Here is an 18,597-nt window from a genome sequence, read left to right as displayed (position 1 = left end):
CGCTGCTCTCCCATAAAAGATCACACGCCGAGCGTTGCCGCGATCTCGGCGCGCAGAGCCTTCAGATCCGCCGCCGCGCGGGTCCGGGCCGCCACGGGGTCACCCTCCGCCACCACTTCGAGGTACGCCTTGAGCTTCGGTTCCGTCCCCGAGGGGCGGATCACGACGCGGGCCGTCGCGGTGCGGAAGGTCAGCACGTCGTTCTCCGGCAGCAGGTCGACCGTCTCGGTCACCTCGGCGCCGAGCAGGGTGGCCGGCGGGTTCCGCCGGGCCCGGGTCATCGCCCGGCCGATCTCGGCGAGATCGTCCACCCGGACCGCCAACTGGTCGGTGGCGTGCAGGCCGAACTCGGCCGCCAGCTCGTCCAGCCGGTCGGCCAGGGTGCGGCCCCGCGTCTTCAGCTCGGCGGCCAGCTCGGCGACGGTCAGCGCGGCCGTGATGCCGTCCTTGTCCCGCACCATGCCCGGGGCCACGCAGTACCCCAGCGCCTCCTCGTAACCGAACGCCAGCTCGTCGGCGGCGCGGACGATCCACTTGAAGCCGGTCAGGGTCTCGGCGTACGGCACGCCGCGGGCGGCGCACAGGCGACCCACCAGCGATGACGAGACGATCGTGGTGGCGTACAGGCCGGGGTCGCCGCGGCGGATCAGATGGTCGGCGAGCAGCGCGCCCAACTCGTCACCGCGCAGGGGGCGCCACCCGTCCGCGACCGGGATCGCGACGGCACAGCGGTCGGCGTCCGGGTCGTTGGCGATGGCCAGGTCGGCGCCGGTCTCGGCGGCCAGGGCCAGGAGCAGGTCCATGGCGCCCGGCTCCTCCGGGTTGGGGAAGGCCACGGTCGGGAACGCCGGATCGGGTTCGGCCTGCTCGGCCACGACCGCCGGGGCCGGGAAACCGGCGGCGGCGAACGCGGCGGTCACCGTCGACCCACCGACCCCGTGCATCGGGGTGTACGCGATGGTCAGGTCACGCGGGCCGCCCTCGGTGAGGACCGCGGCGGCGCTGCGGACGTACCCCTGAAGGATCTCCGCGCCGAGAACCGTGCCCGGACCGCCCAGCGGGACCGAGGAGACGTTCTCCACCGCCCGGATGGCCGCCTCGATGCCGGCGTCGGCCGGCGGAACGATCTGCGCCCCGGCGCCGGCCGGGCCGCCCAGGCCCGCGCCCAGATAGACCTTGTAGCCGTTGTCCTGCGGCGGATTGTGGCTGGCGGTGACCATCACGCCGGCGACCGCGCCCAGCGCGCGCACCGCGTAGGCCAGCACCGGCGTCGGCAGCGGGCCCGGCAGCAGCAGCGCCTCCCGCCCGGCCCCGGTCGCGACCCGGGCGGTCCGTTCGGCGAACTCGGCCGAGCCGTGCCGTGCGTCGTACCCGATGACCAGCGGTCCCTCGCCGCCCTGCGACGCGAGCCAGCCGACCAGGCCGGCCGCCGCCCGGGTGACCACGGCCAGGTTCATGCCGTTCGGCCCGGCACGCAGGCGGCCTCGCAGGCCCGCGGTGCCGAAGGTGAGCGGGCCGGCGAACCGGTCGCTCAGTTCCGCCGCGGTGCCCGGTAAGCCGTCGAGCACCGAGCGCAACTCGGCGCGGGCGGACGGGTCGGGATCATCGGCGAGCCAGGCCTCGGCCCGGGCGATCAGGTCAACATCAACTTGTGGTGCCATCAGGGATTGATAGCACAGCGCCGTCACAGGGTGAGCTGGAACGTCTTGGTCATGACGTCGAAGTACTTCCGGTGGTCGGCGAACTTCGTATCGGTGGTGGTGAGGAAGAAGGAGTACATCTTGCCGCCGACCGTGGTCATCCGCCAGATGCCGTGGCGCTTGGCCTCGCCCTCACCGCAGGTGTACTCGAATTCCGCGCCCGGGTTCCCGGAGACGTCGACCTGCTGGGTGGCGATCGACACGAACGGCTCCGTGCAGGTCTTGTTCTTCCTCATCCCGGCGGGCGCGATGGAGGTGACGAACTTGGTCGGGTCGGCCGAGCCCTTCTCCACCAGGATCCGGACCTTGGTGTTCTTGTCGGCGGGGTCGATGTACTCGACGTAGACGCCACCGGCCGCCCGGGTCCAGCCGGCCGGAACCTCCACGCTGACCGCGGCGTTGCCCTTGTACGGCTGGGTCTGGAAGTCAGCGGCCGCGGCGCTCGGCACGGAGGCGGCCTGCGGCGGCGCCGGCGGCTTGTCCGAGCCGCCGCCGAGCGCGATCACCAGCACCAGGACCAGCACCACCGCGGCGGCCGCGCCACCGGAGACGAGCTGCTTGTTGCGTGGCCACGACCGGAACGTGGCGACCGCCCGCCCGGTGGTCTCCTTCGCCGTGCCGACCACCTTGTCGATGGTGGCGCGCCGCTTGGCGGCCGGGCTGCTCACCACGGTGCCCTGACGGGCGCCGGGCTGCTGCGGGGTCCACTGGTTCTGCGGCGGGATGACGCTGGTCGGGTCGGCGCCGGAACGGCCCTGGTCGGGCAGCTTGTGGGCCGGCATGGCACCGGTCGGCACGGCCGCGGCCGGGCCGGGCGGTGGCTGCGGCGGCTCGGAGGCACGCCGGCGGCCGCCCGCGTTCTGCTGCTCCAGCTTGGCGAGGTGCTCGGTGAGCGACTCGCCCGGCGCCAGCATCGCGCGGCCGCCGATCTGGCCGCTCGGCTGCGGCGGGGCGGCCTGTCCGGGGATCTGCTGGGTCTCGGCGGGCGCCGGGCTGACCGGCCGCGGCGACGGCACGACCGAATAGGGATCGGTCATCATGTGCGGCGGGCTCTTGCTGGCCAGCGGGCCGGACATCTGCTGGCGCAGGATCGTGCGGGCGGTCTGCACGTCCATCCGCTGGGCGGGGTTCTTCTCCAGCAGGCCCATCAGCACCGGGGCCAGCGAGCCGGCCCGGACCACCGGGGCCGGCGGGTCCTCGACGACCGAGTGCATGGTCTCGATCGGGTCGCCCTTGTCGAACGGCGGCCGGCCCTCGATCGCGGTGTAGAGCGTGACGCCCAGCGAGAACAGGTCGCTCGGCGGGCCGAAGTCGTGGCCCATGGCCCGCTCCGGCGAGATGAAGTGCGGCGAGCCCAGGACCATGCCCGGCGTGGTCAGCTGCACGTCGGTGGGCATCCGGGCGACGCCGAAGTCGGTCAGCACGCAACGCCCGTCACCGCAGATCAGCACGTTCGCCGGCTTGACGTCGCGGTGCAGCACCCCGTGCGCGTGGGCGACCTCGAGAGCGCCGAGCAGCGCGATACCGATCTTCGCCACCACCCGTGGGGAGACCGGGCCGTCCTCGATCACCATGTCGGCGAGGCTGCGGGCGTCCAGCAGCTCCATGACGATCCACGGCCGGCCGTTCTCGTGCACGACGTCGTAGACCTGCACCACGGCCGGGTGCTGCAGCGCCGCCGCGGCCCGGGCCTCGCGCATGGTCCGTTCGTACATCGCGTCACGGTCGCTCGGCGCCAGGCCGGGCGGAAGGATGACCTCTTTGATCGCAACGTCGCGGCGCAACAGCGTGTCCGCCGCCCGCCACACCGTTCCCATGCCGCCGTGACCCACCGCGGCGCGCAGCGTGTACCGCCCGCCGATGAGCGTGCCCGGGGCGGCGCGTCCGCTGGGGGGAGCCGCGTTCCCGCTGCTCCACGTCGGAATTTGAGTCACTAGGGATGCCACCGAGGGGGTGTAGGGGCTGTCGACCAACCCCGCTATCTTGCCTGGCGCTCCCCCTCGAACGAAAGCTACTGCGTCACTGTTCATGACACATCGACCCTGTGTAGTGGCCGGGTGGCCGTGGGTGGACCGGCTGGAACGCAGGGTGGCAAATTACTCACAGTCGGCCGCCTTGACGAGTCTTAGGATCGTGGGCGTGAATGCAGAGTCAGGGTTTCCCATCAAGCCGGTGTACGGCCCTGCTGACGTGCCGACCGGCGTCGGAGCCGAAGAGCCCGGCCGATACCCGTACACCCGTGGCGTCTACCCGACGATGTACACGAAGCGGCCGTGGACCATGCGCCAGTACGCCGGGTTCGGCACCGCCGCCGAGTCGAACGCCCGCTACCACCAGCTGCTCGCGGCCGGGACGATGGGCCTCTCCGTCGCCTTCGACCTGCCCACCCAGATGGGTTACGACTCCGACGAGCCGATCGCGCACGGCGAGGTCGGCAAGGTCGGTGTGGCGATCGACTCGATCGACGACATGCGGCAACTGTTCGCCGGCATCCCACTCGACCAGGTCTCCACCTCGATGACGATCAACGCGCCGGGATCGGTCCTGCTGCTGCTCTACCAGCTGGTCGCCGAGGAGCAGGGCGTGCCGGGGGCGGCCCTGCAGGGCACGATCCAGAACGACATCCTGAAGGAGTACATCGCCCGGGGGACGTACATCTTCCCGCCCAAGCCGTCGCTGCGACTGGTGGCCGACACCTTCGCCTACTGCCGGGCCGAGATCCCCAAGTGGAACACCATCTCGATCTCCGGCTACCACATGGCCGAGGCCGGCGCCTCGCCCGCGCAGGAGATCGCGTTCACCCTGGCCAACGGCATCGAGTACGTCCGTGCCGCGATCGCCGCCGGCCTGGCCGTCGACGACTTCGCCCCCCGGCTGTCGTTCTTCTTCGTGGCCCGCACCACGCTGCTGGAGGAGATCGCCAAGTTCCGGGCGGCGCGGCGGATGTGGGCCCGGATCATGCGTGACGAGTTCGGCGCGAAGGACCCCAAGTCCCTCATGCTGCGGTTCCACACCCAGACCGCCGGTGTGCAGCTCACCGCGCAGCAGCCCGAGGTCAACCTGATCCGGGTGGCGATCCAGGCGCTCGGCGCGATCGCCGGTGGGACGCAGTCGCTGCACACCAACTCGTATGACGAGGCGCTCGCCCTTCCCACCGAGAAGTCGGCCCGGCTGGCTCTGCGGACCCAGCAGGTCCTCGCCTACGAGAGCGGGCTGACCGGCACCGTCGACCCGTTCGCCGGCTCCTACGCGGTGGAGGCGCTGACCGACGCCGTGGAACAGGAGGCGACCGCGCTCATCGACCGGGTCTTCGAGTTCGGCTCGTCGGTCGAGGCGATCGAGCAGGGCTTCCAGAAAGGTGAGATCGAGGCGTCCGCGTACCGCATCGCCACCGAGATCGACTCCGGCGAGCGCGTCGTGGTGGGCGTCAACCGTTTCGTCGCCGAAACCGAGGAGAGGTACGAGCCGCTGCGGGTCGATCCGGCGATCGAAGCCGGCCAGGTGGCCCGCCTCGCGCGCCTGCGGGCCGAACGGGACGAGCCGGCCGTCCAGGCCGCGCTGGCAGATCTGGCGAAGGCCGCCGCCGGAACGGAGAACGTCCTACCGTTGATGAAAGCGGCGTTGCGGCTCCGTGCCACTGTTGGAGAGGTGTGTCATACCCTCCGCGGGGTATGGGGCGTCCACCGCCCCGTCGAACGGTTCTGAGCCGCTCGACGCACCTGTGGTGTGTCGCGTCACCTCCGCGATCCACTACCCGTTGAGGGGTTGGCAGGGCCGGGACGACCTCTCGTGCGCCCGCCCGACCTCGGCCGTGGCGTGATCACCTCTTTACATGCCCGTTGCACAGCGTCACCGAAAACGGGACTAAGCTGTCGCGCGTTGCGGAACCCGACGAAATTCGAGAGTGATACGGAAGCCGAAGTGACTACTGCTCTGGAGGCGCCCGAGGGCGCCGATACGTCGTGGCCCGGGCAACTGCCCGGCACCGACCCCCTTCCCGGCCGGCTGGACCGCTGGCTCGCCAAGAGGGGCGCCGAGCTCGTAGCGATTCGCCGGCACATTCACGCTCACCCCGAGCCGTCACACTCCGAGTTCGAGACGGCCGCCCTGATCGCCCGTGAACTGACCGTCGCCGGGCTCAGCCCGCGGATGATGCCCCGCGGCAACGGCGTCATCTGTGACATCGGCCAGGGGCCGCGGACCATCGCGTTCCGGGCCGACATCGACTCGCTGCCACTGCAGGACCTCAAGAACGTCCCGTACCGCAGCACCGTCGACGGGCAGGCGCACGCCTGCGGCCACGACGTGCACACCACGATCATGCTGGGTCTCGGCATGGCCCTCGCCCAGCTCGACGAGCAGGGCCTGCTGCCCGGCCGGATCCGGCTGATCTTCCAGCCCGCCGAGGAGGCGATGCCGTCCGGCGCGCCCGAGGTGATCGCCGCCGGTGGCCTCAAGGACGTCGACGCGATCTACGCGCTGCACTGCTACCCGCAACTGCCGGCCGGGCTGGTCGGGGTCCGCTCCGGCCCGTTCACCGCGGCCGCCGACGCGGTCGAGGTCAAACTCTCCGGTCCGGGCGGGCACACCGCCCGCCCGCACCTCACCGCCGACCTGGTCCACGCGCTCGGCAAGGTGATCATCGACGTGCCGGCGCTGCTCAGCCGCCGGATGGATCCGCGGGCCGGGCTGTCCCTGGTGTGGGGCGCGGTGCACGCCGGCCAGGCGTTCAACGCCATCCCCGGCTCGGGCGAGGTGCGCGGCACCGTCCGGGTGCTGAGCCGGGAGGCCTGGCGTGACGCCCCCGAGCTGATCACCAGGCTGATCCGGGACGTCGTGGCGCCGACCGGCGTCGAGGTCGACGTCGACTACATCCGCGGCGTCCCTCCGGTGATCAACGACCGGATGGCGTCGGCGGTCATCGCCGGTGCGGCCGGCGCCGCGCTCGGCCCCGACCGGGTGGTCGAGGCCGAACTCAGCATGGGTGGCGAGGACTTCTCCTTCTACCTGGAGCACGTCCCCGGCGCGATGATCCGGCTCGGCACCGGCCGGCCCGGCGCCGACGACCGTCACGACCTGCACCAGGGCGGCTTCGATGTGGACGAGAGCTGCATCGCCCACGGCGTGCGCGTGATGGCGCACACCGCCCTGGCCGCCCTCTCCACCGGAGCCTTCTAGGCGCCTGGCGGGCCGTACCGCGATCAGTTGGTGGTGGCCGGGGCCTCGGTGGCCGGGGTGGCCGCCGCGGGGGTGCCGCGGCGGCGGTAACGCCGCAGCAGATGCAGGATCGCCCAGGCCGGGAGGCCGAGAGCGATGATCCACGGCAGGAGCGCGCCGAGCACGGTGAGCAGCACGCCGAGCGAAGCGACCAGCGCGTTCCAGCCGTCGGAGAGACCGGCCAGGAACCCCGTCGGCTCGTCGCCGGAGTCGTCCTTGACCGCTTCCGGGTCCAGCAGGATCACGGTGATCGTGGAGAGCGACGTGAGGTCCGCCAGGCGGCGCTTCTTGCCTTCCAGAGAGGCCAGGTCGGACTCCCGGGTGGCCACCTCACGCTCCAGCATCACCAGGTCGTCCAGCGACTTGGCCTCGCCGAGCAGACGCCGGCCGCTCTCCACCCGGGCCTTCTGCACCTCGATCCGGGCGTCCAGATCGACGACCTGCTCGGTGACGTCCTCGGTGTTGATCCCGCGGTTCTCCTCCTTGCCGAGGCCGGCGATCTGGTCCACCACCGAGGTGAACTTGTCGGCCGGGATACGCAGTTTGATGGTCGCGGTGGCCGACTTGTCGCCGCTGTGGCGCTCGTCGCCGCCGACGAACCCGCCGGCCCCGGCCGCGATGCCGGTGACCTGGGCGGCCTTGGCGTTGACGTCGTCCACCCGGACCGTGATCGACCCGGTGTAGACGATCGAACGCTGGTCGACCCGCAGGTTCGGCGCCTGCGCCGCGGTGTCCTTGCCGCTCGTCGAGCCCTCTCCGGCACCCTGGTTGGCGGCGCGAGGCGCCCCGCCCGGCGCCTCGCCCTCGGCCTTGCCGACCGCCGGCTCGGCCATCGAGGCGGCGTTGTCCTTCGAACCCGCGTCGGCGCCGCAGCCGGCGAGCAGGAAGCCCGACAGCAGTACGACGATGAGTCCCCGTTTATTCATGACAGCTCCGATCTCACGTCTTCACTGACCGTGGGACGTACGGCGGCCCCGTTCCGGTTCCGGCAGACTGCGAGGTGAGCGGTCACGATTTGGGGTCTGTTCGCGACCTGCCTTGAGTTGCGCCTCCCGGAGGCCGGGTGGAACGCCTCCACCGTCGCGAACGAACCCCACAGAGCAGCGGAGGGGTCCCGTGCGCGTCACGAAGTTCACGCATTCCTGCCTACGCGTCGAGGGCGCGGGGGTGCTCGTCGTCGATCCGGGCGAATTCTCCGAAGCGTCCGCCTTGGACGGTGCCGACGCGGTCCTCATCACCCACGAGCACTTCGACCACCTCGACGTGAAGGCGGTGACCGGGGCCGTGTCCCGGCGGCCGGATCTGCGGATCTTCGCGCACGAGGCGGTCCTGCCCCTGCTCGCGGACGTCTCCCCGGCCACGACGGCGGTCGCGGCGGGGCAGGAGTTCGAGGCGGCGGGTTACCGGGTGCGGGCCTTCGGCGGGCAGCACGCGATCATCCACCCCTATGTGCCGGTCTTCGCCAACCTGGGCTTCCTGATCGACGACGGCGCGGCCAACCTCTACCATCCCGGCGACTCCTTCGTGACCCCGGACACGGCGGTGGAGACGCTGTTCGTGCCCCTGAACGCGCCGTGGGCGACGATCGCCGAGTCGCTGGAATTCGTCCGCGGGGTCAAACCGGAGCGGGCCTTCGCCCTGCACGACGGGCTGGTCAACGAGCGGGGCGCGGCCGTTTACGGCAAGCACCTGGAGAGCTTCTCCGATACGAGGTTCCAGCAGTTGACGCCCGGCAGCGTGCTGGACTGACCGTGCCGGGCGGAACCATCGACGTGGTCCGGCGGCTCTACGAGCAGCCGCCGGACGGCTTCGTCGCGGCCCGGGCCGCCGCGATCGGCGAAGCCCGTCTGGCCGGCGACCGGGAGACGGCCAAGCGGCTCGCCGCGCTGAGGAAACCGACCGTCGCGGCGTGGGTGGTGAACCTGCTGGCGATCCGGCGGCCGGAGCTGATCGACGAGTTGGCCGAACTGTCCACCGCCCTGCGGGCCGCCCAGCGCGAGCTACGCGGCGAGCAGTTGCGGGAACTCTCCAACCAGCGGCGGCAGTTCGTGTCGTCGCTGGTGGCGGCGGCCCGGCGACTGGCCGTCGAGGCCGGCGCCCCGGCGGCGAAACTGCCGCTCGGCGAGGTGGAGGCGACGATCACGGCGGCGCTGGCGGAACCGGAGGTCGCGGCCCAGGTGCGGACCGGGCGGCTGATCCGGGCGGCCACCCACTCGGGGTTCGGTGAGGTGCCCCGGCCGCGCCTGCGCCTGGTCACCGACGACTCCGCCGACGACTCCGCGGACGCGGACGACTCCGTTCCGGAGGACGACGCGATGTCGCCGGAGCCCGCCGAGGCCGCCGCGGCTTCGGCGGCGGCCCGGGACCGGGCGACAGCCGAGCAGCGCCGCCGCCGGCGGGAACTGGACCGGGAATTGAACGCCGCCCTGGCCGCCGAGCGGCGCGCGGACGGTCAGCTGGAGCGGGCCGAGGAGGCCGAGCGGGACGCCGGTCACCTGGTCGAGGACCTCGACGCCGAACTGGCCGAACTGGAACGGCGGCGTGCCGAGGCGGTGGCCGACGTGGCACGGCGCAAGCTGGCCCGGCGGACCGCCGAGAGGGAGGCCGCCGCGGCCCGCCGCCGGGTGGGCGACGCGCAGGCCGCGCTCGACGATCTGACGGCCGGCGGGACATGACGCCGGGGAGCGTTCTCTTCGGACGGTCGCCGGAGATTTTCTCTGGACGGTCGGAGATTTTCTTTAGACGGTCCGGGGGAGCAGAATCGGGCGGGTGACCCCCGAACAGGCTGCGGCCAACGCTCGCACGGGACTCGCCACCATCCTCCGGGCCTTCTCGGAGTCCCCGCGGACGCTTCAGGGCGCGCGCCTGCTGGGGCTCTCCGGCTGGGCGTACCACGTCTCCGCCCGGGCCGGGGCGCTGGGCGAGGTGCGGTCCGAGACGGTTGCGGCGGCGCTGGCGTTCATCGCGCCCGAGGCGGTCACCGACGGCTGGGAGGCGGCGGTGAAGGCCTCCGCCCCGAGCGAGGTCGCCAAGTGGCATCTGGGCGAGCTCTGCAACTGGGGTGAGGACCAGCTCGGCGGATTCCCCCGGCTGACCCGGCTGCTCGACCTCGCCGGGCGGGTGACCGGCCGGGTGGACACCGCCGGGCTGCCGCTGTTCGCGGCCTGGCGGGCCATGCCGGTGCCGGGCACCTCACCCGGGGCCCGGGCGGCGGTGCTGCTGCACCTGCTGCACGAGCACCGGCTGGGAGTGCACGTCATCGCGGTCCGGGCCAGTGGCCTCACCCCGCTCGAGGCGATCCTCGCCGGGCCGGAGGGCGAGACCGGCGCGGTGGCGCTCGGCTGGCAGGCGCCGTACCCTCCGGCCGGCCCGCTGGTCCGCCGCCTGATCTGGGCCGAGGCGGTGGCGGACGCGCTGGCCGGCCAGGCCTACGCGGCCCTGGACCAGAGCGAGCGGGTCGAGCTCACCGGGCTGCTGGAGTCGTTGGGCCACCGCCTGGCCCGCTGACGGCCCCGCATCGCCCCGCTCACGGCACGTCCGCGTGCGGTCATGCCGGGGTGTGGAGTGGCCCTCGAAACTCGGTTGGCAGGGCGGTGAGCGGCGTGGTCGGATGCCCCCATGACGGATCTGCCCCTCGGCTGGAGCACGCGCCGGCCCACCCTCGACGACGTTCCCGCGATCCTCGAGTTGGTGCACGCCAGCGACATCGCCGCGGTCGGCGCGCCCGACTACACCAGCGACGAGGTGCGTGACGACCTCACCACCCCCAACACCGACCCGGCCCGGGACTCCTGGCTCGCCCTCGACGTGTCGGGCAAGGTCGTCGGCTGGGCGTTCCCGGGCAACTCCACCGGCGGCAGCCGCGACATGGCCAACGTCTACTTCTGGCCGGGCATCGGCCTGCCCGCCCTGAAACCGCTGCTCGAACTGTTGATGGCCCGCATGGTGGAGCGGGCCGCCGAACTGGGTCACGACGTCTACGAGGTCCGGGCCGGCGCGATCCCCGGCGAGACCGCGCTGATCGAGGCGCTGACCGGCGCCGGGTTCAGCTTCCTCAAGCAGTTCGCCCGGATGCATCTGTCCCTCGACGGTGTCTCCCCGGTCGCGCCCGAGCCGCCGGCCGGCGTCACCGTCCGCCCGGTCCGCCACGGCGACGAGACCGAGATGCGGGCCTTCCACGCGGTGATCGAGGACGCCTTCAAGGACTCCGACCACCCGGCGATGGCGTGGGACGGCTGGCGTGCCCAGATCGACGCCGCGGCCGCGACCCCGTTCGACGAGTGGTTCGTCGCCGAGATCGGCGGCGAGATCGCCGGGGTGCTCCAGTCCACCGACGGTGGCGCGGAAACCGACGAGGGCTGGGTGAAGCATCTGGCGGTGCTCCGGCCGTACCGCAAGCGGGGTGTCGGTGAGGCGCTGCTGCGGCGGGCCTTCGCCACCTACGCGGCGAAAGGCCGCCCGAAAGCGGGCCTCGGCGTCGACCTGGCCAACCCGACCGATGCCGCGAGCCTCTACTTCAAGGTCGGCATGGACGCGCTGTACCGGGCCAACATCTACCGGACCACGATCGGGACGGCCGGTTAGATCTCCGGCGAGGCCGTTCCGCTGGGGCGCCCGCGCAGGTCGGCGACGTAATCGTCGGGCGCACCGGCCTTCTCCGCCGCGTTGGCGATCTCCGACAGGTACCAGGCGGTCGGCAGGCCGCCCTCGTAACCCGTGAAGACATACACCCAGGCGGGAAGGTCACCGTCGAGCGTCGATACACGGACGGTCACCTTCTGGTACGCCCCCGCGGTCACCCCCTCGACCTCGTCGAGTTGGGCGGCGTCCCAGGGGTGGACGTCGTAGAGGGAGACGAAGACCCGGTCGCCGGGCGATTCGACAATCGTTGTCACCGCCCCCTCCCAGCCCATATCTCCTTCACCGGCAAAGGTGAGGCGCCAGCCTTCGATCCACCCCACGCCGACCATCGGCGAGTGCGGACAGTAGGCCCGCATGCGGGCGGGATCCAGGTTCGAGCCATACGCGGCGTAGTGACGCACGGCGACGACGATAGTCCTAGTGGCGGTCAGTGAGAATATGAGGAGTGCGTGTCGGCACAACTCATCGGTTTCACATGTCTGTAGGAGGTCGGGTTTTCGTGAGTCGCATCGTGATCATCGGCGGGGGACCGGGTGGGTACGAGGCGGCTCTGGTCGCGGCCCAACTCGGGGCGGACGTCACGCTCGTCGAGGCGGACGGACCGGGTGGCGCGTGCGTGCTCACCGACTGTGTGCCGTCGAAGACCTTCATCGCGAGCTCCGAGGTGATGACCGGTTATCGCTCCAACGAGCGGTTCGGCATCCGGTCGTCCGGGCTGGACGGGGTCAGCGTCGACGCGAAAGCGGTCAACGAACGGGTCAAGAAACTCGCCCTGGCCCAGTCCGGCGACATCCAGACCAAACTGATCAAGGCCGGGGTGAACGTGGTCCGCGGCCGGGCCCGGCTCGGTGAGGACCGGCTCGGGCACACCCACCAGGTGCTGATCACGCCCGAGGGTGGGGAGACGTACCCGGTGGAGGCCGCCACCGTGCTGCTGGCCACCGGGGCCACGCCGCGGGTGCTCGCCTCGGCCCGGCCGGACGGCGAGCGCATCCTGGACTGGCGGCAGGTGTGGGACCTGGAGGAGCTGCCCTCCCACCTGGTGGTGATCGGGTCCGGCGTGACCGGCGCCGAGTTCGCCAGCGCCTACCTGGCGATGGGTGTGAAGGTGACATTGATCTCCAGCCGGGAGCGGGTCATGCCGCACGAGGACGCCGACGCCGCGATGGCGATCGAGCGGGTGTTCCGTGAGCGCGGCATGACGATCCTCAGCCAGTCGCGCGGCGATTCGGTGGTGAACACCGGCGACGGGGTGCTGGTCACCCTCTCCGACGGGCGCACGGTCGAGGCGTCGCATGCCCTGATGGCGGTCGGCGCCATCCCGAACACCGCCGAGCTGGGCCTGCGGGAGTACGGCGTGGACATCTCCGACGGCGGCTACGTGACCGTCGACCGGGTCTCCCGCACCAACGTTCCCGGCATCTACGCCGCCGGCGACTGCACCGGCGTGCTGCCGCTGGCCAGCGTGGCGGCCATGCAGGGCCGGATCGCGATCTGGCACGCCATGGGCGAGGCGGTGGCGCCGCTGCGGCTGCGCACCGTCTCGGCGAACGTCTTCACCGACCCGGAACTGGCCACCGTCGGGGTCTCACAGAACGAGGTCGACTCCGGCCGGTTCCCGGCCCGCCAGGTGATGCTGCCGCTGACCGGCAACGCCCGCGCCAAGATGTCCGGCGTACAGGACGGGTTCGTGAAGCTGTTCTGCCGCCCGGCGACCGGCCAGATCGTCGGCGGTGTGGTGGTGGCGCCGAAGGCGAGCGAGCTGATCCTGCCCATCACCATGGCGATCGAGAACAACCTGACGGTCGATCAGCTGGCGCACACCATCACGATCTACCCCTCGCTCTCCGGGTCGATCGCGGAGGCGGCGCGTCAGCTGATGCAGCACGAGATCCAGTAGGTTCCCGCTCGTCTCGGCCGCCGGATTCCGGCCTCTCGCCGCTGTCGGGTTCCGGCTCGTCGCTGCCGCCGAACAGAGCGAGCATCCAGCCGGCGGTGCCGAAGACGACGGCGGCGGTGGCGGCGACGGCGAACAGCCGCCAGGCGGACTGGGTGATCGCGGTACCCCCGAGGTGCCCGACCAGTCCGCCGTAGGCGGCCCAGCCGAGAGCGGCGGCGCCGTCGTACCCGACGAAGGATCTGATCGGGTAGCCGGTGCGGCCGGCGTGATAGCCGGAGGCCATCCGGCCGCCGGGAACGAACCGGCAGAGCAGGATCACGAGCGGGCCGGGCCGGCGCAGGCCACGGGTGAAGCGCTCGGCGGCCCGCCTGGTGCGGGAGTCGCCGTCCTCGTTGCGGGGCGCGAAACGTGCCCGCAGGGCGCTCAGCCGGGCCCCGGTCGAGCGGCCCAGCACGAAGGCGATGCCATCGCCGACGAACATGCCGGACGCCCCCACCGCGATCACCGCGGCGAGGTCGAGGCTGCCGTAGACGGTCAGGGCGCCGGAAGTGATCATGATGGCCTGGATGGGGATCACCGGCACCAGGGCGTCGACCGCGAGGAACGCGAACAAGGCCAGGTACGCCCACGCGGGGGTGGCGAACATGGTCAGTAGTTCGGTCATCGGCAGGGCCACCTCGCGGCTTCAGGGCTCACGGCATTGTGCGTGAGTCCGGCTGAGAGAGCGCTGTGTTCACAGCATGCGCTCGGTCCGGGCCTGATCGGCAGTGATGCGGGACACGCTACGGCCAGGGCACATCTCACGCTCCCGGTTTGCGCCGGTCGCTGTCGGCGGGCGTACGGTGGGACGTGCCCGCGCCGGACGATGGCGCGCGGCCGCGGGCCGTCGGTAGGTCCCGTATCGACGGCCCGCCCCCATCTGAACTGGGAAGATACCCGAGTTCACCCCGCTCAGGCCGTCGCCAGGCCGTCAGGCTCTCCTTCCGGGCCGTCAGAGTTCTCGCTCGACCGGAACAGGTCATCGATTGCCTTCCGGGTACGTCCCTCGCTGGAGGGCATCAAATGGGTGTAGTACCGCAAGGTGAAACCCGGATTGGCGTGCCCGAGATACTCGGACAGGGCCTTGATACTTTCGCCCGCGTCCAGCAGCGACGAGGCGTAGAAGTGCCGCAGCGCATGCATCCCGGTTGACCGCGACGGGGTGACGCCCGCGCTACGCAGTGCGGGATGCCAGCTCTTGGCGTTGAACGTGTTCCGGTTGATCACGCTCTGTCGGGTCGTGGTGAACGCCAGACGGACCGTGACCCGCTCGTTGCTGGCAGGGTTCTCCCACGGCAAGGTGACCTTGACCGGAGGAAACTCCTCGATGTGCGTGCGGAGAAGCTCGGCCACGCTGTCCGGCAACGGCACTCGGCGATCTCGATCGCTCTTGGGAAGCCCGAACACCAGACGATCCCGGACGATCTTGACTTGCCGGACGATGTGCAACCAGCCGCCGTCAAAGTCGACGTCATCGGGTGAAATCCCGAGGATCTCGCCTTGACGCATTCCGCACCCAGCACCGAGGGCCACCATCGGGCTGTAGCGCTTTTGGATGCCTGCCTGGATCGCCGAGACGATTTCCGCTTTCCAGGGGATCACCTTGCGCTGGATGGGCCGTGGCGCGATGACTGAGCGAGCTAGGCAAGGATTCTTGCCGATCTTCTCGTCGTCGACGGCGGCATTGAGGATGGACTTCAGGTGAGCGAAGACCACCGCCCGCGTGCCGTCGCCGAGCGTGCCGACCATCTTGCGGTCCCACTCGCGAATTTCTCTCGGCTTGATCGCCGCGAGCTGAGAGTCACCGAAGGTAGGCAGCAGGTGTCCGCGCACTCTGCGCTCCGTGCTCTCCCGGGTCGACTCGTCGAGTGCCCTGGTACGCAGCCACTCCTCGGCGTAGTCGCGGAAGAGGGTCTGCCCGGCGGAGGGATCGATGTACGTACCCCGGAGCTTGTCCGCCTCGATCGAAACCAGGAACGCCTTAGCGTCGGACAGAGCGGCCCCTCCGGCCCTTGGTGGGGGTAGTTGAAGCCGTCCGACTGGAGCCGCGTCAGGCTGTCAGGATCATCTCCTCCGGATTGCGCGGCATGGCCTTTCTATAGCCCAGGCGCGGCCCGCCAGTGGTTGTGTTCGTCCCTCCAGCCGCTACGAAGTCGGGCGGTAGGAAACGGGCCGAACAGTTGGTTCGTGGGCCACGTGGAGCCTAGAACGACGTAGTAGGCGATCCCCTCCTTCTCGGGATCTCCGCACACCTTCACGATCCGGCCGTAGTGCTGAAACGACAGGATCAGCGGGTCGTCATCGTACGGCGGCATCACGGTTACGGCGTCTCCACGTCTGAATGCCTTGGGCATGCCCCGGCTCCTTCCCAGTGGCGGGTGGAAGGGGCGCCTGTTCGTTTCGCGGACCCAAGCGCCCGACTTCCCAGCACCGAAGGTTACACATGCTCAGTGCACATGCACAGAGTTAACGCTATGGGAATGTGCAAATAGCGCATGACTAGTTAGCACGCACGTAGCGTTCGCTCTATGCAGAAGATCAGGTTCATGGGTGCCGCTGAGATCGGAAAGCGCCTCGGTGTCGGCCGGAACCGCGTCTACCAGATCACGCGAGACCGCGACTTTCCGGCGCCGTACCAAACGTTGACCATGGGCAGCATCTGGACGGTTGATGACGTTGAGGCGTGGATCCGAGAGCACCGGCCTGGGTTGGCCGAAGAGGCTGAAGGCGAGTAGGCGGGAGCGGTCCCCTCCGGGAGCGCACGCGTAGGTGAACCGGTTGTGATCCGAGCGTGCGTGTTCAGACTTTCTTTACTTGTTCAAGGGCGGGCCTAACGGCCCGCCGCCGTGTCGCGCCGGGGCGCGCGTGCGGCCTGGCGGCCGGTCACGCCCCGGCGCACGGCAGCATCGGGGCGTTTGAGAGGCAACGGCGGCGGCCGGTACGGTGCGGGACAAGTCGCAGCCGCGAGTACGCCCAGCCGCCGTCCGCGCGAAGCTGTCCGGTCACGTCAAAAGCGCCTCCGGCGGGGCCTCAGGCTCCGGGATGGCCGGGGCCGTTTGGTCGGCACGGTCCGCAGGGGTCGAGGGCGGTGGCAGTGTGGAGGCGCGCTCCGCGCGCAACCCAAATGTGCCGTTTGCTTGGTGCTGGGTCAACGCGTTCCCTGCTGCTTGCCGCGCCTATTTGTCGACGACTTCCCTTGGGGCTGGTTTGCCTGCCGATCATCGATGCTGGCTGCCTTGACTCTTCGTCGATAGAGGGCTCTACAGGCTCGTTTAAGATGTGTGAATCCGATGTCCACGAGGGCGCTAAACTTGGGGATCAGGTATAGAAGGACCAAGATTGCCAGTGGAGCGAGCCAGTTCGGAAGGCGTCCTACCGTTTCCATCAAGAATCTATCCACAAGGTCCTGTGGTCCAGGAAAGCCTTTTGGATCCAAGGTGATCGCGGTGACATAACGGAGTTCGGCCGTCTCGGCAGTAACTAGGGGGGCGGCATTGCCATCCGGAATCAGGATCATTCCGGCGTATACGCTCGGCTCCCATTCGATCCCGACTCTCATGGTGTTTGCCATCCGATCCAGGCGCGCGACAGCAGTATTTTGATCGAGATTCGTCGTAATCTCACCGACCGCGTCCCCGGCGTCATACTTGTCCTGATGAATGTCTGTCGTGTCGCCTGTTTCAATCTCGAGCGTGTCACCGCTAATGTCCAGTTCGAGCGTTTGCCAGTTTGTAAGCTTCTCGCTGCCCGAGTCCAGCCGAATTTCGATCGAGACCTGCTCCGCGTTGGCATCCAGCACGCTGACGTCTATCGAGAGTCTGTCCAGGCCCGTAGTCATGCCGCCAGATCGATCTGTTGCGAGGCGAATCAATTCTTGCGCTCGCGCCAAAACTGGTGCACTGCGGGCTAGGTCAGGCACTATCGCCAAGTCGTTTGTAAAGTGCCATATTGCGACCTGCCTTGCTCGGTCCTCCTCAGCTACTGATGGCAGTGCCCCAGTGTCGTATTGCTCCCGGGCAATCCATTGTGCCGCTGCGATGCCGCGCAGCTTTATGCGGTCCGACAGTATCCCCTTCCAGCTTCGGTCGAACGGTAGCGTTTTCGACATGTCGAGGCTAAAGGCTTTTACAACGTCTTGCGAGTTCATGTAGATGTACGCGGGATCTGCGGATACCGGCTTTCTTCCCGCAGCACCTACGGCATTTTCTAATTGAAATATTGGTTCCTTCTGTAATCGGGCCGTAAACTGGCTAGAGTTGGATTCATCGCCGTTGGCTGACGCGCCTGGTCCTATCGTTAGAACTGCTACTGCAGCGACGGCTGAAAACCTTATTGTAGGTGGTCCAACCTTCATGCCAGCCAACCTTCTACGCGGACGGCATACGCATAACTATCGTGAGCATCCCACAGTCGCTTCGGCCGCATGGCCATTGCTGCGCATTTTCAGCCGGACTGTTACTGATGGGGCGACGCGTACCAGCGGTGCGTGCCCTGTGGAACTCCTAGAGGGCGTCGCGGTCTTTGTTGTCCAAGATCGGGCGAGCTCTTCTCGGCTACCTGTCCGGACTTCAGCGAGGGAGCCCGGCGTCACTCGAAGTCACGGGCAGTGCAGCGTGAGGCGCGTCGCCGCCGTCTCTGGCGACAGGCTTCGTTGACAACGGGCGCCAGGCCGTCGTCAGGCCGCCGCCAGGCCGTCAGATGCTGACAAACGACGACCGCGAACGCCAAACGATGATCAAGAATACCCGCAGGTCACGGCCTTGATCAGAGCCGTGACCTGCGTGCTGATCAACAAGCTACTCGGTAGGTCCCGTATCGACGGCCCGCCCCTTGAACTGTGAACGCTCGCTTCTCCTCTTCGTGGAAACTTCGCAGACCACGAACTTGTGACGGCTGAAACGCCTGCGGAACGAATCGCCCCCGATTCCCGCCACGGCGAGTCGGGCGAGACGTCCGCTCATTCCCCGCGCGCCGCGGGCGGCATGAGACCCGCGACCGGGGTACGCGTCGACGTCCGAGGCGCCGACCTGATCAGTCGGCCACCTCGGCGTTTGCATGCCGCGGAAGACGAGGGGCCCTTGACTGTGAAGCCGGGGCGCG

At 69.6% G+C, this 18,597-nt stretch carries 16 protein-coding genes; 8 read left to right on the top strand and 8 right to left on the bottom strand.

Annotation, left to right across the window (positions count from 1 at the left end):
* Positions 1-20 precede the first annotated feature (20 nt).
* Both QLQ12_RS14235 and QLQ12_RS14230 read right to left on the bottom strand, forming a co-directional pair.
* The gene (locus QLQ12_RS14235) at positions 21-1,661 is read right to left on the bottom strand and encodes a phospho-sugar mutase (RefSeq protein ID WP_282760112.1); all 1,641 of its coding nucleotides are present in this window, start codon (positions 1,659-1,661) and stop codon (positions 21-23) included.
* A 23-nt stretch (positions 1,662-1,684) separates the two neighbouring features.
* Positions 1,685-3,634, bottom strand: a complete 1,950-nt coding sequence (locus tag QLQ12_RS14230) for a serine/threonine-protein kinase (protein WP_282760402.1) — start codon at positions 3,632-3,634, stop codon at positions 1,685-1,687.
* Positions 3,635-3,839: 205 nt separating this feature from the next.
* Between QLQ12_RS14230 and QLQ12_RS14225 the strand changes: the two genes are divergently transcribed.
* The gene (locus tag QLQ12_RS14225) at positions 3,840-5,405 is read left to right on the top strand and encodes an acyl-CoA mutase large subunit family protein (protein ID WP_282760111.1); all 1,566 of its coding nucleotides are present in this window, start codon (positions 3,840-3,842) and stop codon (positions 5,403-5,405) included.
* Positions 5,406-5,621: 216 nt separating this feature from the next.
* A complete protein-coding gene (locus tag QLQ12_RS14220) occupies positions 5,622-6,878 on the top strand; it encodes an amidohydrolase (protein ID WP_282760110.1) in 1,257 nt (418 codons plus the stop codon).
* Between the two features lie 23 nt (positions 6,879-6,901).
* Here the strand turns inward: QLQ12_RS14220 and QLQ12_RS14215 are convergent, their stop codons facing one another.
* Positions 6,902-7,843 (bottom strand): DUF4349 domain-containing protein, encoded by a 942-nt coding sequence (locus QLQ12_RS14215; protein WP_282760109.1) that lies wholly within the window; start codon positions 7,841-7,843, stop codon positions 6,902-6,904.
* A 190-nt stretch (positions 7,844-8,033) separates the two neighbouring features.
* On the opposite strand from QLQ12_RS14215, the gene QLQ12_RS14210 reads away from it, so the two are divergent.
* The 4 genes from QLQ12_RS14210 (at position 8,034) to QLQ12_RS14195 (ending at position 11,501) form a co-directional block, all read left to right on the top strand.
* Positions 8,034-8,666 (top strand): MBL fold metallo-hydrolase, encoded by a 633-nt coding sequence (locus QLQ12_RS14210; protein ID WP_282760107.1) that lies wholly within the window; start codon positions 8,034-8,036, stop codon positions 8,664-8,666.
* Positions 8,667-8,668: 2 nt separating this feature from the next.
* Positions 8,669-9,592 (top strand): hypothetical protein, encoded by a 924-nt coding sequence (locus tag QLQ12_RS14205; protein WP_282760106.1) that lies wholly within the window; start codon positions 8,669-8,671, stop codon positions 9,590-9,592.
* 94 nt (positions 9,593-9,686) lie between these two features.
* Positions 9,687-10,424 (top strand): SCO6745 family protein, encoded by a 738-nt coding sequence (locus QLQ12_RS14200; protein ID WP_282760104.1) that lies wholly within the window; start codon positions 9,687-9,689, stop codon positions 10,422-10,424.
* A 111-nt stretch (positions 10,425-10,535) separates the two neighbouring features.
* Positions 10,536-11,501 carry a GNAT family N-acetyltransferase gene (locus tag QLQ12_RS14195; protein WP_282760102.1) on the top strand — a complete coding sequence of 322 codons (966 nt, stop codon included), beginning with the start codon at positions 10,536-10,538 and terminating at the stop codon, positions 11,499-11,501.
* Here QLQ12_RS14195 and QLQ12_RS14190 read toward each other — a convergent pair.
* Positions 11,498-11,959: a gamma-glutamylcyclotransferase gene (locus QLQ12_RS14190; protein ID WP_282760100.1), complete on the bottom strand. Its 462-nt coding sequence runs from the start codon at positions 11,957-11,959 to the stop codon at positions 11,498-11,500. The genes QLQ12_RS14195 and QLQ12_RS14190 overlap by 4 nt on opposite strands.
* Before the next feature lie 98 nt (positions 11,960-12,057).
* On the opposite strand from QLQ12_RS14190, the gene QLQ12_RS14185 reads away from it, so the two are divergent.
* Complete coding sequence (locus QLQ12_RS14185; protein ID WP_282760099.1) at positions 12,058-13,458, top strand: NAD(P)H-quinone dehydrogenase; 1,401 nt, start codon at positions 12,058-12,060, stop codon at positions 13,456-13,458.
* Here the strand turns inward: QLQ12_RS14185 and QLQ12_RS14180 are convergent.
* The 3 genes from QLQ12_RS14180 to QLQ12_RS14170 form a co-directional block, all read right to left on the bottom strand.
* Positions 13,385-14,122, bottom strand: a complete 738-nt coding sequence (locus QLQ12_RS14180) for a DedA family protein (protein WP_282760097.1) — start codon at positions 14,120-14,122, stop codon at positions 13,385-13,387. The genes QLQ12_RS14185 and QLQ12_RS14180 overlap by 74 nt on opposite strands.
* A gap of 287 nt (positions 14,123-14,409) precedes the next feature.
* Positions 14,410-15,432, bottom strand: coding sequence for a tyrosine-type recombinase/integrase (locus tag QLQ12_RS14175; protein ID WP_282760401.1), 1,023 nt, complete (start codon positions 15,430-15,432; stop codon positions 14,410-14,412).
* A gap of 161 nt (positions 15,433-15,593) precedes the next feature.
* Entirely contained in the window at positions 15,594-15,851 is a 258-nt protein-coding gene (locus QLQ12_RS14170) for a hypothetical protein (RefSeq protein ID WP_282760095.1), read from the bottom strand.
* A gap of 174 nt (positions 15,852-16,025) precedes the next feature.
* Between QLQ12_RS14170 and QLQ12_RS14165 the strand changes: the two genes are divergently transcribed.
* A complete protein-coding gene (locus QLQ12_RS14165) occupies positions 16,026-16,232 on the top strand; it encodes a helix-turn-helix transcriptional regulator (protein ID WP_282760093.1) in 207 nt (68 codons plus the stop codon).
* Between the two features lie 413 nt (positions 16,233-16,645).
* Here QLQ12_RS14165 and QLQ12_RS14160 read toward each other — a convergent pair whose 3' ends face one another.
* Complete coding sequence (locus QLQ12_RS14160) at positions 16,646-17,851, bottom strand: hypothetical protein (protein ID WP_282760092.1); 1,206 nt, start codon at positions 17,849-17,851, stop codon at positions 16,646-16,648.
* Positions 17,852-18,597 lie beyond the last annotated feature (746 nt).

It is taken from the genome of Actinoplanes sandaracinus, assembly GCF_030009775.1.
GTDB classification, from domain to species: Bacteria; Actinomycetota; Actinomycetes; order Mycobacteriales; family Micromonosporaceae; genus Actinoplanes; species Actinoplanes sandaracinus.
The sequence above is the reverse complement of the archived record's forward strand: the minus strand, read 5'-3'. Positions and strand labels throughout refer to the sequence as shown.

Bases quoted from the DNA above. Each gene is read 5' to 3' on its own strand.
- QLQ12_RS14170 (WP_282760095.1), bottom strand. From the start codon at position 15,851: ATGCCCAAGGCATTCAGACGTGGAGACGCCGTAACCGTGATGCCGCCG.
- QLQ12_RS14180 (WP_282760097.1), bottom strand. From the start codon at position 14,122: ATGACCGAACTACTGACCATGTTCGCCACCCCCGCGTGGGCGTACCTG.
- QLQ12_RS14165 (WP_282760093.1), top strand. From the start codon at position 16,026: ATGCAGAAGATCAGGTTCATGGGTGCCGCTGAGATCGGAAAGCGCCTC.
- QLQ12_RS14160 (WP_282760092.1), bottom strand. From the start codon at position 17,851: ATGAAGGTTGGACCACCTACAATAAGGTTTTCAGCCGTCGCTGCAGTA.
- QLQ12_RS14215 (WP_282760109.1), bottom strand. From the start codon at position 7,843: ATGAATAAACGGGGACTCATCGTCGTACTGCTGTCGGGCTTCCTGCTC.
- QLQ12_RS14195 (WP_282760102.1), top strand. From the start codon at position 10,536: ATGACGGATCTGCCCCTCGGCTGGAGCACGCGCCGGCCCACCCTCGAC.
- QLQ12_RS14235 (WP_282760112.1), bottom strand. From the start codon at position 1,661: ATGGCACCACAAGTTGATGTTGACCTGATCGCCCGGGCCGAGGCCTGG.